Origin of the sequence: Enterococcus sp. AZ101, assembly GCF_050499005.1 — a bacterium.
In the GTDB taxonomy this organism is placed as follows: Bacteria; Bacillota; Bacilli; order Lactobacillales; family Enterococcaceae; genus Enterococcus_L; species Enterococcus_L ureilyticus.
On sequence record NZ_JBMHEZ010000001.1, the window covers coordinates 29,669 to 44,606 of the forward strand.

Genomic DNA, 14,938 nt, shown 5'->3' on the forward strand with positions numbered 1-14,938 from the left:
ATTCGTATTGGCTTCTACAAAGCTTTTAAGGCTAAACAATCTACTAAGATGGTTTGTGAAAGCTTAGAAAAAAAGTGTGAGATAGAGTTAAATAGCCTTTGACGGCATTCCAAAATGTTAAGATTGGCAAGGTCAATGATGTTAAGTTTGGTAGTGAGGATGGCTAAATTTATTGAGAACACGACAAAAATGGAACTGAGATTATTTTTATTATGTTTGAGATGAAAAATGAAGGTGATGAGACTGAAACTAAAAAGAAAAATGAACGCTTTTTCAAAGAATTAGACAAAGATAAAAATGAGAAAAAGGTGAATAGGCTATTCTCGTTTCTATGCTTGAAGCAGATAATGAGCTTTGATAGTAGATGTTTCCTAGGAATATGAAAAAATGTATATGATTCGTCCTCAATTCTTTATTCCGATTATCTCGCTTCTTAGAAATGCTGTACTTAATTTCTTGGAGTATAAGCAAGAAGTAGTTTTTATGCGGGAGCAAAATATAGATATTACTAATTTTGAATAAGAGCAAGATGTGCTCCTCTCTTCTGAGAATAATTTGAGAGTGGCAAATAATAATGCTGAGGATTTAACGGTGAAGAAAAAGTTTGATAATATTCATAGAGGAGTGATTTGAGATGAAACTACATAAATTGAATAATAAAAAGCATTTATTACAATCGAACCGCGAGAGGTTAAAATATCTTACTCCTCATCTCAACCCCATTCTTCTTGAGATGTCTGCTGACTGTCTGTCTATGACAACCATATATATCAGCTAGTTCATATATGGTGCAACTATCTTTGTATTTAGCTACTATTTCAGAAATCTCCTTATCAGATAATAGCTTCTGACGAGGTTTACTAGATTTAATATCACAAATTATCTCGTCATATTTCTTCAAATTGTTCTTACAAGAATTACCAGCCTTATATTCCATTATTCTATCAGTAAGGTTTATATCAAGGACCGATAGGGCGATTGAAAGAACAGAGTTTTCACTCTGTTCTTTTTTTCTATTTAAGTTGATTTAGCAGTGAATTACTTGAATGTTTATCTTTTCTTATCAAATTAGGCATTCTCCTTTATTAAACAGTTGAAATTATGTATAATTAAGGTCAGTATTAGTCAAGGGAAAAGGATGAGTGTGATGAGTAATCAAAATACTTCGGATTTAATAGAAGCATATTTAAAGAAGATACTTGAAGAAAGCAGCAAGATTGAGATTCGCAGAGCTGAAATGGCTCATTTATTCAATTGTGTTCCGTCCCAGATTAATTATGTCATTAATACACGCTTTACGATTCAAAGAGGCTATTCAGTAGAAAGTAAACGCGGTGGTGGAGGATATATTCGGATTGCTAAGGTCCAAATTTCTGATAGTGATCAATTACTAAAACAAATTGCCAAGTTTACAGGAAATGAGCTTTCAGAAAAGGATGCACTGATTTTTATACAAAAGTTATATGAAGAAGAAGTAATCACCAAAAGAGAAGGAAATCTGATGCTCTCTGTCCTGGGTAAACAAGTTTTAGGCAAAGCAGGAAAAAGTGAAGAATATTTACGTGCTCAATTGATGCAGTCGTTTTTAGAACGTTTGAGTTACGAGGAGGAATGATAATATGGATGAATTATTTACAGAAAGTGCACGAGCGGTTTTAGCGATTGCACAAGAAGAGGCAAAATATTTTAGGCATCAATCTGTAGGCTCAGAACATTTATTATTGGCACTAGTTCTAGAACCCAACGGTATTGCAGGGAAATCACTGCGCCAATTAAATGCAGATAAGAATGATATTCGTGAAGAAATCGAACATTTAACAGGATATGGAACAGTCAAAGCATATCCTAAAGGAGCTTATTTACCATATTCTCCTCGTGCAAAACAAATTTTTGCTTATGCAGGTGATGAAGCGAAACGATTGGGTGCACCGAATATTGGAACGGAACATATTTTACTAGGTCTACTTAGGGATGAAGATATATTAGCGTCACGTATATTATTGAATCTAGGTTTAAGTTTATCTAAAATGCGTCAATTACTAATGAAGAAAATTGGGATAACTGACCCGCAAATGAGTGGTAATGTTGGACGCCGCCGTAACAATCAAGCTCAAAAAGCAGCACCTAAAGGAACTCCAACACTAGACTCATTAGCTCGTGATTTGACAAAATTAGCCCGTGAAAAAGACTTGGATCCTGTCGTTGGGCGTTCACAAGAAGTCAGACGTCTGATTCAAATTTTGAGTCGCCGGACAAAGAATAATCCTGTTTTAGTCGGTGAACCTGGTGTTGGTAAGACAGCGATTGCGGAAGGATTAGCTCAAAAAATCGTCAATGGTGAAGTTCCAGAGGATATGCAGGAAAAGCGTTTAATGATGTTAGATATGGGGGCTTTAGTAGCAGGTACTAAGTATCGTGGAGAATTTGAAGATCGACTGAAAAAGGTGATTGACGAAATTTATCAAGATGGCGAAGTGATTTTATTTATTGATGAATTGCACACGCTGATTGGTGCGGGTGGTGCGGAAGGTGCGATTGATGCATCCAATATCTTAAAGCCAGCTCTTGCAAGAGGAGAGCTACAGACAATTGGTGCCACAACATTAGATGAATATCAAAAATATATCGAAAAAGATTCTGCTTTAGAACGTCGTTTTGCTCGTGTACAAGTGGACGAGCCGACACCAGAAGAAGCTGAAGAAATTTTAAAAGGTCTACGTTCGCGCTATGAGGAACATCATGGGGTGGAAATCACAGATGATGCATTGCATGCGGCTGTTCAGTTATCTGTTCGTTATATCAATTCACGTCAATTACCTGATAAAGCAATTGATTTGATGGACGAATCCTCCGCCAAAGTTCGTTTGGATTTGGCTGATGAACCTTCTGAGGTGAATAGTTTACGTATTGATATTGCTCATTTAGTTCAAGAAAAAGAAGCTGCAATTCAAGCGCAGTCATTTGAAAGTGCAGCAAGATTACGCCAAAAAGAGAAAAAAATGACACGGAAGCTAGAAAATATTCTCTTATTAGAACAAAAAGAAGCTTCTGGCTACGCTAATCGTGTGACTGAAGAAGATGTAGCGAACGTTGTTTCACAATGGACGGGTGTACCGTTACAACAATTAGAGAAAAAAGAAAGTGAACGCTTACTTGAATTAGAAAGTATCTTACATCACCGAGTAGTTGGTCAAGATGAAGCAGTTCAAGCTGTGTCACGTGCAATTCGCAGAGCTCGTAGTGGGTTAAAAGATCCAGATAGACCTATTGGCTCATTCATGTTCTTAGGTCCAACAGGGGTTGGTAAAACTGAGCTTGCAAAAGCGTTGGCTGAAACAATGTTTGGCAGTGAAGATGCCCTTGTTCGTGTCGATATGTCTGAATTTATGGAGAAATACAGCACTAGCCGTTTAATTGGTTCACCTCCAGGTTATGTAGGATATGAAGAAGGTGGTCAGTTGACTGAAAAAATTCGTCAAAAACCATATTCTGTCATTTTACTAGATGAAGTTGAAAAGGCACATCCCGATGTTTTCAATATTTTATTACAAGTATTAGATGATGGGCATTTAACAGATTCTAAAGGGCGTAAGGTCGATTTTAGGAATACTATTTTGATCATGACCTCAAATATTGGCGCAACAGCAATTCGCGATGAAAAAAATGTTGGCTTTAATGTCCAGGATTTAACTAAGGACTATGGCGCAATGCAAAAACGGATCATGGAAGAGTTGAAAAAAGCTTTCCGTCCAGAGTTTTTGAATCGTGTTGATGAAACAGTCGTCTTCCGTTCATTGGATCAAGCAGAAATTCATGAAATTGTGAAGATCATGAGTAAATCGATTGTTCAACGTTTGCGAGAGCAAGATGTGAATGTAAAGATTACGGCAGCTGCAATTGAGGTAATCGGTAAAGTTGGTTTTGATCCTGAATATGGAGCGCGACCGATTCGACGTGCATTGCAAAAAGAGGTCGAAGATCGTTTGAGTGAAGCTTTACTATCTGGACAAATCCATCTAGGTGATAAGGTGACCATTGGCGCAAGTAAAGGTAAAATAACGTTGAATGTCAAATCACCTAAACCTGAACAAATTTTACAAACAATATAATCAATAATTCGCTGTGCAAAACGAATCTGTTTTGTACAGCTTTTTTCAATTGAAGTGGCTGTAGAGTATTGTTTTTGTGAAAAATGAGCGTTAAAATTACTAGAGGCTATTGGAAAGTTTGTGAACCTATGCTACTATGAAACAGTTGTTAGAAGGCTGGTAAATAGAGATGAAATCATATAGAAACTAGATTTATTTTTCAATTGATACTAGTCGGGTCCATTCAGCTTTTAAGGGAGGATACAAAATGATTGAACTTATTGCAACTGCTGAATCAGTAGAACAAGCAGAGGCGTTATTGGCAGTTGGGGTAGACACTTTATATATTGGAGAAGAAACATTCGGGTTACGCTTGCCGACATCATTTTCGCGTGAAGAGCAGCAAAACATTATTGAGATGGCTCATAGAGCAGGCAAAAAAGTGACGGTTGCACTGAATGGAATCATGCATCCGGAGAAAATGAAATTGGTACCTGAGTATTTGAATTTTTTGCAAGAAGTCAAAGCGGATCAATTAACTGTGGGAGATCCTGGCGTTGTATTTGTGATCCAGCGTGATGGAATCGAGATTCCATATATTTATGATGGTGAAACTCTAGTGACCAGTTCCAGACAAATTAATTTTTGGGCGAAGCGTGGCTCGATAGGTGCAGTCTTAGCACGAGAAGTTCCTTTTGAAGAAATGAAAGCAATGAAGGACAATTTGCTAGTTCCAGCTGAAGTGCTTGTATATGGTGCTACATGCATCCATCAATCAAAACGTCCGCTGTTGCAAAACTACTATAATTTCACAAAGAATGATGAGTCAACCAGTAAAGAGCGTGGCTTGTTTATATCTGAACCCAAAAAAGAAGAAACACACTATTCAATTTATGAGGACAGCCATGGTACACATATTTTTGCGGATAACGATGTGAATTTAATTGGAGAACTCGAAAAGCTTCATGAACATAATTACACAAAGTGGAAACTTGACGGAATCTATGCACCAGGAGAAAACTTTGTAGAAGTAGCGAAATTATTCGCAGATGCAAAAGAACAAATCAAAGTAGGTCTTTGGTCAAGCAATCAGGCACAAAAAGCAATTGAAAAAATCAAAGCCCTGCATCCAGAAAACCGTGGGTTAGATATTGGTTTCTTTGATTTAGATCCAGACGAGATAAAATAAGGAGAAAAAACACATGACAAACGAACGAACACTGAAGCGTCCTGAGGTCTTAGCACCAGCAGGGACGCTAGAAAAACTAAAAACAGCTATTCATTATGGCGCAGATGCAGTTTATATCGGCGGTAACGCATACGGCTTGCGCAGTCGTGCCGGCAATTTTACAAAAGAAGATATGATTGAAGGCGTAGCGTTTGCTAATGAGCATGGAGCAAAAGTTTACGTGGCGGCAAATATGGTCACTCATGAGGGAAATCAAGAAGGAGCAGGGGACTTTTTCCGAGAAATCCGTGATGTTGGTATTTCTGCAGTAATCGTATCTGATCCGGCTTTGATTGAAATTTGTGCAGCGGAAGCACCGGGCTTACCGATCCATTTGTCTACACAAGCTTCAGCTACCAACTATGAAACACTGGAATTTTGGAAAAATGAAGGATTAGAGCGTGTTGTTTTGGCACGTGAAGTATCGATGGACGAAGTGGCAGAAATCCGTAAAAATACGGATGTTGAGATCGAAGCGTTTATCCATGGGGCAATGTGCATTTCTTATTCAGGTAGATGTACGTTGTCTAATCATATGTCAATGCGTGATGCGAACCGTGGTGGTTGTTCTCAATCTTGCCGTTGGAAATATGAGCTTTACGACATGCCTTTTGGTGGAGAACGTACAAGCTTAACGGATAAAGGTGAAGTAGAGGAAGAATTTTCTATGAGTGCGGTCGATATGGCTATGATCCAACACATTCCCGAACTGATTCAAAATGGTGTAGATAGCTTCAAAATTGAAGGCCGAATGAAGTCCATTCATTATGTTTCAACAGTAGCCAATGTTTACAAAAAAGCGGTCGATACCTATATGGAAGATCCTGAAAATTATGAATGTAAACAAGAATGGATCGATGAGCTGTGGAAAGTTGCACAAAGAGAACTTTCAACTGGTTTTTATTATCATGTACCGACAGATGAAGAACAACTATTTGGAGCGCGTCGTAAGATTCCTCAATATAAATTTATTGGAGAAGTCATGGCATATGATCCAGAAACAAAAGTTGCAACGATTCGTCAAAGGAACCATTTCAGTGTAGGCGATGAAATTGAATTTTATGGTCCTGGGTTCAATCACTTCCATCAAACAGTAGAAGTTATGTATAATGAAGAGGACGAGTCGATCGATCGAGCACCAAATCCAATGATGATTTTAACGATGCCGGTTGAAAAACCAGTGGCTGTTGGTGATATGATTCGTAAGAAGAAATAAATACTATGATTGAGGGATTCGCTATTACAGCTTATCCCTTTCATTGCAAGGAGGATAAGTAACTATGTCAAAAGAATATGATTATATCGTCATCGGTGGTGGGAGTGGAGGAATTGCTTCTGCTAATCGTGCCGGTATGTATGGCGCTAAAGTATTACTAATTGAAGCTAGTGATATCGGTGGAACATGTGTCAATGTGGGCTGTGTACCTAAAAAAGTCATGTGGCAAGCAAGCTCAATGATGGAAATGGTAAAACGCGATACACAAGGGTACGGAATGGATGTAGAAGTAAAAGGCTTCAGCTTTAAGAAGCTTGTTGAAAATCGTGAAGCGTATATTGATAACTTACATGCGGCTTATTACCGTGGATTAGATAGCAACAAAGTAGAGGTTTTAGCTGAGTACGCTACATTTATTGATGATCATACAATTGAAGCCGGTGGTGAAAAGTATACAGCACCTCATATTTTGATCGCTACAGGCGGACGACCTAAAAAATTAGGCATTCCTGGTGAGGAATACGCGATAGATTCTAACGGTTTCTTTGCTTTAGAAGAACTACCAAAACGAGTTGTATTTATTGGTGCGGGCTATATCGCAGCTGAACTTGCTGGAACCATTCATGGATTAGGTGCGGAAACTCACTGGGCATTTAGAAAAGAACGGCCATTGCGAGATTTTGATGATATGCTATCTGAAAAAGTAGTTGAACATTACCTTGAAGATGGAATGCACATTTATCCGAATTCAATACCTCATTCAATTGAAAAACTTAATTCTGGAGAATTAGTGATTACCTTTGAAAATGGGACTAAAATTACGGCAGACAGTATTGTTTTCGGAACTGGTCGCCAACCAAATACAGATAATTTAGGATTAGAAAATACCCACATTAAATTGTCGGATAAAGGCTATGTGAAGGTTGATAAGTTCCAAAATTCAACACAGGCTGGCGTTTATGCAGTAGGAGATGTGATTGGAAAAATAGATTTGACACCAGTTGCTATTGCTGCAGGAAGAAGATTATCCGAACGTTTATTTAATGGAAAAGAAAATGAATATTTGGATTATGAAACAATCCCTACAGTTGTCTTTACTCATCCAACAATTGCGACTGTTGGACTAACAGAAGCACAAGCAAAAGAAAAATATGGTACTGAAAATATCAAAATATACAGCTCAACATTTACACCAATGTATTTTGCACTAGGGGAGTATCGCCAAAAATGTAATATGAAATTAGTTTGTGCAGGTGAAGAAGAAAAAATCGTTGGACTACATGGTATTGGCTTAGGTGTCGATGAAATGCTTCAAGGTTTTGCTGTTGCAATCAAAATGGGTGCTACGAAGAAAGACTTTGACAATACAGTAGCGATTCATCCGACAGGTTCAGAAGAATTCGTGACAATGAGGTAAAAATTAAAGTCAAAAAGTTAAATTTTAATTAAATGGTGTTGCCATATTAATGGTATAATGATGGTATAAATAATTTAAGGAGCTATTTTTTTAAGGTTGGTGAATTTTATGTTGGATATAAAAAATGAACTTGGAAAAAAAATTCGGCTAATACGTGAGCAGAAAGGCTTGAGTAGGGAAGCATTTTGTGGCGATGAAATTCAGTTGACGGTTCGGCAGTTGTCGAGGATAGAAACAGGGGAATCTTTACCGACATTACCTAAGTTGACGTTTATCTCGCAGAACTTAGCAGTACCTATACACCATTTAATTGACGAGAAACATATGGAGCTACCTAAAAAGTATTTACAATTAAAATCATCATTGTTGAAGACAAGCACCTTTAAAGAAGAAGATAGAATTACATTGAAAGAATCTTACTTCGACAAAATTTATGAGGAATTCTATGATGCTCTACCTGAAGATGAACAGTTATCAATTGATGTACAACAAGCAGCAATGGATGTTAATTTAACAGAAAACACTGACTTTGGAACAGGGATTCTTAGTGAGTATTTTTTTCAACTACAACATAAAGAGGAATATTCTTTAAATGATTTGTTGGTTGTTAACTTATATTTCAACTGTATTTACTACAAAGAGTACGATGAAAATCTTTTTGACAAGCTTTTAAACGATGTGATATCACAAGTTGACTATTCAGTAGATATGGAATTATTTCTAGTCAATACTATCTTGCTAACCGCTGTAAGTGTTATTATCAAATATCAAAGCTACAGCGAATTGGACAAGATTGTGAAGATATCTAATTTGATTATGCAAAAAAGTAAAGATTTTCATAAAAAACCAATCATTGACATGATTGAAGGAAAGTATCTGCTTTTCTCTGAGAAAAATGTAGAGAAAGCAAAAGAAAAGTATCTTTTAGGGGCACAAGGAGCTGAGTTTTTTGGTGATCAGTTACTTTCTGCTAAGATAAAAGAAGAGTGGGAAAATGATTTGGCTACCAATAGTTAAAGTAACAGTTACATCTATCGTTCTCAAATTGGATTATGGAGGCTGATTCATTCTCAAAATATAATTAATTATAATTTTTAAGTTGCTGTAATGTGTGTGAAGCATATTACAGCAGCTTATTTTTTTTCGGTTTTATCTAAACCTACAGTTCAGGACATAGATGTCATGTTAGAAAAATGAGAATCACATTATACTGAATACATCAGTTAGAGATAAGAAATGAAGGAGGAAAAAAGATGGACTTCTCTATTTTTTTAAAAGTATTGTGGTTTTCGGATTAAATAGTAAATAAATAAAATGGACATGAATGTCATGTTGAAAAAATCAGGATCACATTATACTGAATACATCAGTTAAAGATAAGAAATGAAGGAGGAAAAAAGATGGACTTCTCTATTTTTTTAAGAGTGTTATGGTTTTCGGACTAGAAATTAAAAACGGACATAAATGTCATGTTGGAAAATACATAACTAAAATATACTAAACTCATCGATAAACATTATGAAAGAGAAGTGAGTTGAATATGGGGAAAATTGAATATTATATAAAACAAGAAAAAATTACTCAAAGAAAGCTTGTCATCGTCAATAACTCTGAAAAAGAGAAGCTATTTCAATTATTGTTTGAAGATGAATTATTTAAAATAATACACTTATATGCAAGAGAAATAAAAGAATATGTGTTACAGAACGATGCACCAAAAAGTATCAAAGTTTTAGAAATTCATTAGAGGAGGAGAAAAAATGATTAATGTCAGAAATCTATCAAAACGCTTTAACCAAACTATTGCATTGGAAAATGTCAGCTTCAATATAAAAAAAGATGAAATCTTTGGATTCTTAGGACCTTCTGGAGCTGGGAAAACAACAACAATTAATATTTTGACTGGACAGCTACAGGCAGACTCTGGTCAAGCCAGTATTTTAGGAAACAAGGTAAACGCTCTTAAAGGAGATAGTTTAGAAAATATCGGTATTGTAAGTGATAAAAGCGGATATTATGAAAAATTATCATTATATAAAAATCTGTTACTTTATGGAAAAATATTCAAACAAGATAAAAATAGAATTGAGACATTGATAAAGCAAGTTGGACTCTTTGAAAGTAAAGATAAGCCTGTAGAAAAGCTGTCAACGGGAATGAGACAACGAATGTTGTTAGCGAGGGCCTTAATTAATCAGCCGAAAATTTTATTTTTAGATGAACCAACAAGTGGATTAGATCCCTCTACTTCTAAAACAATACATGAGCTTTTACTGAAATTGAAACAGGCTGGGACTACAATATTTTTGACAACGCATGATATGAATGAGGCGACATTATTATGTGATAATCTAGTTCTTTTGAATAATGGAAAATTAATTGAACAAGGGACACCTACAGAAATCATCAAAAAATATAACACTGATAAGAAATTGAAAGTAACTTATGTGAATGGAGAAAATGAATATGTTCCTTTTTCAATGGAGAAGATCCTTAATAAAGGAAAAGAAATTTTTTCAGTTCATTCATGTGAGCCAACGTTAGAAGATGTATTTATTAAATTGACAGGAGTGAAGTTAAATGTTCAATAAAATCAGAAGTTTAGTGTGGTTAAGGACAAATATGTTACAGACGAATAAGAATTTGTTGATTCAAATTTTGATGCCATATGTATTGTGTCTATGCTATAAAAAATTTATGAATATGGACGATCAAGGAAGTATTTCTATTGTATTTATGTGCTTGGCTATGAGTTTTTCATTCTCAATAGGAAATATGATTTCTAATACTATTTCAGAGGAAAAAGAAAAGAATAACCTAAAAACATTAATTTTATCTGGGGTAACTGGTACAGAATACATTTTTGCGACACTTTTTTATCCAATCGTTTTTGGTATTACATCAATTGTTATTTTGCCAATACTAGCAGGAGCAGATTTAGATCAGCAATATTTTAGCTATATTGTAATCAGTATACTAACTGCAATTGCAGTTGTCTTAATTAATTTACTAGTGGGAATTTTTTCAGAAACGCAGTCCAAAGCACAGATTAATTCATTACCAATTATGTTCATAACGACGTTGTTACCTATGTTTACAACGGCTAATGAAACATTAGCAACAATTAATGAATATAGTTTCATGGGAAGCTATACAGGTTTCTTTGCTAACCTAAAAAGTTCCCCTTTTGGAGAAAAGAGCTTCGTCATTTTAGTAGTCTGGATTCTAGTCTTATTTGTTGCAAACATGATTGTGTTTAAAACCAATAAAAGTGGGCTATCTTTCTCAAAAATTTCCAAAAATTCTGAGAACCGCTGGGTTTTAAAGACCAATAAATCATAAAATTAATTTTATGCATCTGAATTTAGAATCTAGTTTTTGTACTATTTGAGGAGGTGATGTGAAAGAAGAAGGTAATCGATTTGAAGTAGCATTTGGTTCGTCATTTTAAAACGGTGTTTTGCATCGTTTAATAAAAATAAACTAATTGATAGGAAAGGAGATCCAGCATGACAAATTTAATTATTTCAATTTTACCAGCAGTACTTATTATGCCATTACCATTCTTTTTTTAAAAAAGTGTGAGAGAAAATAAAGGAAAAAGAGAGGAGGAAGAAGAATGGGACTAGTAATCGTAGGAGCATTTGTAGCAGGCTATATTTTAGGAAGCCGTTAATTTAGATAACAGTTACATTAATTAAATAGAGGGGAGGATGAATGATGATACAACTTATTATCGGGACTTTACCGTCAGTTATTATTACAACATTGCCGTATTATTTCAATAAATAATGAAAATGAAGGAAAAAGAGAGGAGGGAGAAGAATGGGATTAGTGATCGCAGGAGCATTTGTAGCAGGCTACATTTTGGGAAGCCGTTAATTAAAGGAATCTCTGAAATTATGATAGATAAGAGCTAACAGTTATTTATACACATTTAACAATAAAAAATTAGGAGGAAATTATTATGACAGAATTTAGTATTGAAAAAATGGAAGATGTGACTACACCAGTAGATTGGTTAGGTTGGGGGATTTTAGGCGCAGGAATTTTGGTTGGAGTAGCAGCATGCTAATTTTTAAAGGAGGAGAAAATATGATGACAGAATTTAATATTGAAGAAATGGTTGACACAACAGTTGCTGCAAGAGATTCATTGGATTATGCACTTGTTTTTATTGCAGGTGTTGGCTTAGGATTAGCTATTTGCTAATCGACTAACTAGATTTTTGAAGCAGCATTAAATAGCTGAACAAAGGATGGGCAAAAATGGTTACTCATCCTTTGTTTAAAAAAATTTATGAGTTATATACATAATTTATTAGCAGGGTATTTTTTACTAGTAAATAAAAAAATCTATAACGGAGGTAGGAGAAATGGAAGGGACGATCCAATTAAACAAAGCAATTTTTGTGAAAAAGATGCATCAGTCCGCTAACTATTTTGTTTTCAATAGCACGAATAAAACAAGTTATACCTTTGGTGAAAAAGAAGGGAAATTGTTAGAAGCGTTAGAGAAGCCTAATTCTTTTGCTAGTGTGGTAGCAGAAAATCAAGCTCTTATGCAAGGAGAACAAATTAAGCGTTTTTTACAAGTTCTGAAAGACAATGGCTTTTTAAAAAGTAGCGAGTGTAAGAATACAAATAATTTTTTTAAATACAAAATTCCATTGATAAATCCTAGCAAATTTATTGAACCTGCTTCAAAGGGAGTTCAAAGAATCTATCAATTATTTACAGCTCTTCAGGTTCTATTGATGGGTCTAGGATTGGCAGCATTATTTTTAACAGGAAAACCTTTGCTGGAGGATTTAAACCAAATTGACTTTTCTATTTCTTTTGTAGGGGGAAGTATTTTTATTTTCTTTTTATCACTCTTTATCCATGAATTAGGACATATGCTCACGGCCTTATATTATAATTTACCTGTTCCTGAATTAGGTATTATGTTTTATTGTTTTGCTCCGTGTGGTTATGTGGATATTAGTGCTTTAAACACGTTGAAAGCAAAATGGCCGCGATTGAATATTTTATTAAGTGGTATTTTTATGAATACTACACTGCTGGCAGTGGGGCTGCTACTATACTGTTTAAATCTCAACAATCAAGTAGGATTAGTGTTGATTTTAGTTAACGTCTCTTTAATTATTGCTAATTTAATGTTCTATTTAAAATTAGATGGATATTATATTTTAACTGTGTTGATTGAAGAACCTCAAATAAGGGAAAAAGCCTTTCAATATATTCAAACTTTGTTTTCTAAGACAAAAGTGAGAAAAAAATTTGGCTTGGTAGATAGCATTATTTTGGTCACTTTTGCAGGAGTATCATTGATTTATATACCAACGTTTATTTTGACATTGATAACTAGAGTCATTTCAATTATTTTATAACATTAGGAGGATAAAATGAGCAATTACTATTTGAATCCGTTTGTCTTTATATTGGAAAGGGAGGGGCAAACATATATTAATACTCCAATTGGCTATAACTTCTTTTTAACAAAGGAACAAGAACACTATTTGAGCAATAATGATGTTTATAGAATGGAGTGGGCAAGTGAATTATTTTCTGAGGAGGAATGGGCAGAACTAATCAAAAATAAATGTATCATTTCAGATGAAGTTGATGTCGCCAAACAAGATTCAAGAACAAAAGCATTTTTTACTTCTCTTAATTTAGAAGAACAGTACGAGGAGATCAAGATGAAACACGTGTTGATTTTAGGTGCTGGTGCAATAGGCTCGTATCTGGCATGGGGATTAGTTACAGCAGGAGTTAAGCAACTAACGATCGTCGATTATGATGAAGTTGAAGCTAGTAATCTGAACCGACAATTGCTATATAAGCAATCAGATATAGGCAAATTGAAAATAAACGCATTAAAACAGCATTTATTAGATATTGATCCTTCTTGTGAGGTAGAGATCATCAATCAAAAGATTGATTCTAAATGTGATGTAGATAGACTAATTGAAGCAAAACAGTTCGATTTACTTGTAAAAGGTGTGGATACACCGGCTGAAATTTCAGAATGGGTTTTTGACTCAGCAGAAGAGCATCGCTTGGCCTACACATCTGGAGCTACAATTGGCATTAATTTAATGTACGGTCCAAGCTTTATTCCAGGGTATTCTGGATCGTACAAAAATATTTATCTTGAAGGGAAACCCTTTTATTCAGAGATGAAAACTACCTTGATTACTGGGAAAGGTGTCTCAGCAAACTTTGCAATCGGGACAGTTTCAGCCAAGATATTGCAAGAATCATTGAAAATATTACTAGGTTTAAATGAGTTACTAATATATAATAATAAAATTGTTTTGGAACAAGCTTTGACCAACCAGATAAGAGAAGCAAAAATAAGAAAGCGTGGAAGAAACAGTATGGTATTACTACTTTCATTAATTTTAACAGTAGTGTCTTTTGCCATACCAGGAACCAATTATTTGGTGCTATTCTTTATCTCATTTTTAGTCATGATTCTTTATAGAAAGAAACCAGTAAATGTTTTCAAATATGCGTTTGCTTGTGGAGCAGTGTCTGGTGGTGCAATAGGTCTTAATTTGTTGGTTTCACTGATAGGAACTAATCTTGAAAAGCCATTATCTATTGCTAGTAATTTAGGATTTACATTATTTTCGATAGTATCAGCTATTTGCTTGAACGTTGTCTTGTTTTGTTTTGTAAGTGGAATTTTTTTATACGGGAATAACAAAATGAATAATTGGAAAGGAAGGATTTAAGATGAAAAAAAAGATTGCGATTTACAGTTTAGTCGGCATTATGCTACTCTCGTTTTTAGGGTTAGGAATAACATTGTCTACTAAAGAGGAATCAGGAAAGCTGTTTTACGTTTCAGTAGCAGGGATCAGTGTATCCTCAGTATCAGTTTACTATTTAAGAAAAAATGGTATTAAAGGGAAATGCAGAAGATAAAATGTTAGTGTGAATGTATATAAAAAGTTGAGACTACATTAGAGATACGAA

Annotated in this window: 13 protein-coding genes and 1 pseudogene; 13 read left to right on the plus strand and 1 reads right to left on the minus strand. The window is 34.9% G+C overall.

The annotated features are described in order from the left end of the window. Positions 1 to 6: 6 nt before the first annotated feature. Positions 7 to 633 (plus strand): annotated as a pseudogene (locus IGJ50_RS00145) (DUF2130 domain-containing protein); the annotation flags it as partial. A 58-nt stretch (positions 634 to 691) separates the two neighbouring features. Here IGJ50_RS00145 and IGJ50_RS00150 read toward each other — a convergent pair. Further along, entirely contained in the window at positions 692 to 937 is a 246-nt protein-coding gene (locus IGJ50_RS00150) for a helix-turn-helix domain-containing protein (RefSeq protein ID WP_379896171.1), read from the minus strand. Positions 938 to 1,147: 210 nt separating this feature from the next. On the opposite strand from IGJ50_RS00150, the gene IGJ50_RS00155 reads away from it, so the two are divergent. The 12 genes from IGJ50_RS00155 (at position 1,148) to IGJ50_RS00210 (ending at position 14,887) form a co-directional block, all read left to right on the plus strand. After that, positions 1,148 to 1,615: a CtsR family transcriptional regulator gene (locus IGJ50_RS00155; protein ID WP_069639739.1), complete on the plus strand. Its 468-nt coding sequence runs from the start codon at positions 1,148 to 1,150 to the stop codon at positions 1,613 to 1,615. Positions 1,616 to 1,619: 4 nt separating this feature from the next. Next, a complete protein-coding gene (locus IGJ50_RS00160) occupies positions 1,620 to 4,109 on the plus strand; it encodes an ATP-dependent Clp protease ATP-binding subunit (RefSeq protein WP_069639740.1) in 2,490 nt (829 codons plus the stop codon). A gap of 247 nt (positions 4,110 to 4,356) precedes the next feature. Further along, positions 4,357 to 5,277 (plus strand): peptidase U32 family protein, encoded by a 921-nt coding sequence (locus tag IGJ50_RS00165; RefSeq protein WP_429948250.1) that lies wholly within the window; start codon positions 4,357 to 4,359, stop codon positions 5,275 to 5,277. Positions 5,278 to 5,290: 13 nt separating this feature from the next. Beyond that, positions 5,291 to 6,532, plus strand: coding sequence for a peptidase U32 family protein (locus IGJ50_RS00170; RefSeq protein ID WP_069639742.1), 1,242 nt, complete (start codon positions 5,291 to 5,293; stop codon positions 6,530 to 6,532). A 64-nt stretch (positions 6,533 to 6,596) separates the two neighbouring features. Then, entirely contained in the window at positions 6,597 to 7,949 is a 1,353-nt protein-coding gene (gene gor, locus IGJ50_RS00175; RefSeq protein WP_429948251.1) for a glutathione-disulfide reductase, read from the plus strand. 111 nt (positions 7,950 to 8,060) lie between these two features. Then, positions 8,061 to 8,966: a helix-turn-helix domain-containing protein gene (locus IGJ50_RS00180; RefSeq protein WP_429948252.1), complete on the plus strand. Its 906-nt coding sequence runs from the start codon at positions 8,061 to 8,063 to the stop codon at positions 8,964 to 8,966. Between the two features lie 523 nt (positions 8,967 to 9,489). Beyond that, positions 9,490 to 9,696 (plus strand): hypothetical protein, encoded by a 207-nt coding sequence (locus IGJ50_RS00185; protein ID WP_429948254.1) that lies wholly within the window; start codon positions 9,490 to 9,492, stop codon positions 9,694 to 9,696. A gap of 13 nt (positions 9,697 to 9,709) precedes the next feature. After that, entirely contained in the window at positions 9,710 to 10,540 is an 831-nt protein-coding gene (locus IGJ50_RS00190; protein ID WP_429948255.1) for an ABC transporter ATP-binding protein, read from the plus strand. After that, positions 10,530 to 11,291, plus strand: a complete 762-nt coding sequence (locus IGJ50_RS00195; RefSeq protein WP_429948257.1) for an ABC transporter permease — start codon at positions 10,530 to 10,532, stop codon at positions 11,289 to 11,291. The genes IGJ50_RS00190 and IGJ50_RS00195 overlap by 11 nt, the downstream gene beginning before the upstream one ends. 1,033 nt (positions 11,292 to 12,324) lie before the next feature. Further along, complete coding sequence (locus IGJ50_RS00200) at positions 12,325 to 13,341, plus strand: site-2 protease family protein (protein WP_429948258.1); 1,017 nt, start codon at positions 12,325 to 12,327, stop codon at positions 13,339 to 13,341. Positions 13,342 to 13,356: 15 nt separating this feature from the next. Next, positions 13,357 to 14,694 carry a ThiF family adenylyltransferase gene (locus IGJ50_RS00205; protein ID WP_429948259.1) on the plus strand — a complete coding sequence of 446 codons (1,338 nt, stop codon included), beginning with the start codon at positions 13,357 to 13,359 and terminating at the stop codon, positions 14,692 to 14,694. Position 14,695: 1 nt separating this feature from the next. Continuing rightward, positions 14,696 to 14,887 carry a hypothetical protein gene (locus IGJ50_RS00210; protein WP_429948260.1) on the plus strand — a complete coding sequence of 64 codons (192 nt, stop codon included), beginning with the start codon at positions 14,696 to 14,698 and terminating at the stop codon, positions 14,885 to 14,887. Positions 14,888 to 14,938: the final 51 nt, after the last annotated feature.

Bases quoted from the DNA above. Each gene is read 5' to 3' on its own strand.
- IGJ50_RS00185 (WP_429948254.1), top strand. From the start codon at position 9,490: ATGGGGAAAATTGAATATTATATAAAACAAGAAAAAATTACTCAAAGA.
- IGJ50_RS00205 (WP_429948259.1), top strand. From the start codon at position 13,357: ATGAGCAATTACTATTTGAATCCGTTTGTCTTTATATTGGAAAGGGAG.
- IGJ50_RS00160 (WP_069639740.1), top strand. From the start codon at position 1,620: ATGGATGAATTATTTACAGAAAGTGCACGAGCGGTTTTAGCGATTGCA.
- IGJ50_RS00155 (WP_069639739.1), top strand. From the start codon at position 1,148: ATGAGTAATCAAAATACTTCGGATTTAATAGAAGCATATTTAAAGAAG.
- IGJ50_RS00170 (WP_069639742.1), top strand. From the start codon at position 5,291: ATGACAAACGAACGAACACTGAAGCGTCCTGAGGTCTTAGCACCAGCA.
- IGJ50_RS00200 (WP_429948258.1), top strand. From the start codon at position 12,325: ATGGAAGGGACGATCCAATTAAACAAAGCAATTTTTGTGAAAAAGATG.
- IGJ50_RS00190 (WP_429948255.1), top strand. From the start codon at position 9,710: ATGATTAATGTCAGAAATCTATCAAAACGCTTTAACCAAACTATTGCA.
- IGJ50_RS00195 (WP_429948257.1), top strand. From the start codon at position 10,530: ATGTTCAATAAAATCAGAAGTTTAGTGTGGTTAAGGACAAATATGTTA.
- IGJ50_RS00150 (WP_379896171.1), bottom strand. From the start codon at position 937: ATGGAATATAAGGCTGGTAATTCTTGTAAGAACAATTTGAAGAAATAT.
- gor (WP_429948251.1), top strand. From the start codon at position 6,597: ATGTCAAAAGAATATGATTATATCGTCATCGGTGGTGGGAGTGGAGGA.
- IGJ50_RS00210 (WP_429948260.1), top strand. From the start codon at position 14,696: ATGAAAAAAAAGATTGCGATTTACAGTTTAGTCGGCATTATGCTACTC.
- IGJ50_RS00165 (WP_429948250.1), top strand. From the start codon at position 4,357: ATGATTGAACTTATTGCAACTGCTGAATCAGTAGAACAAGCAGAGGCG.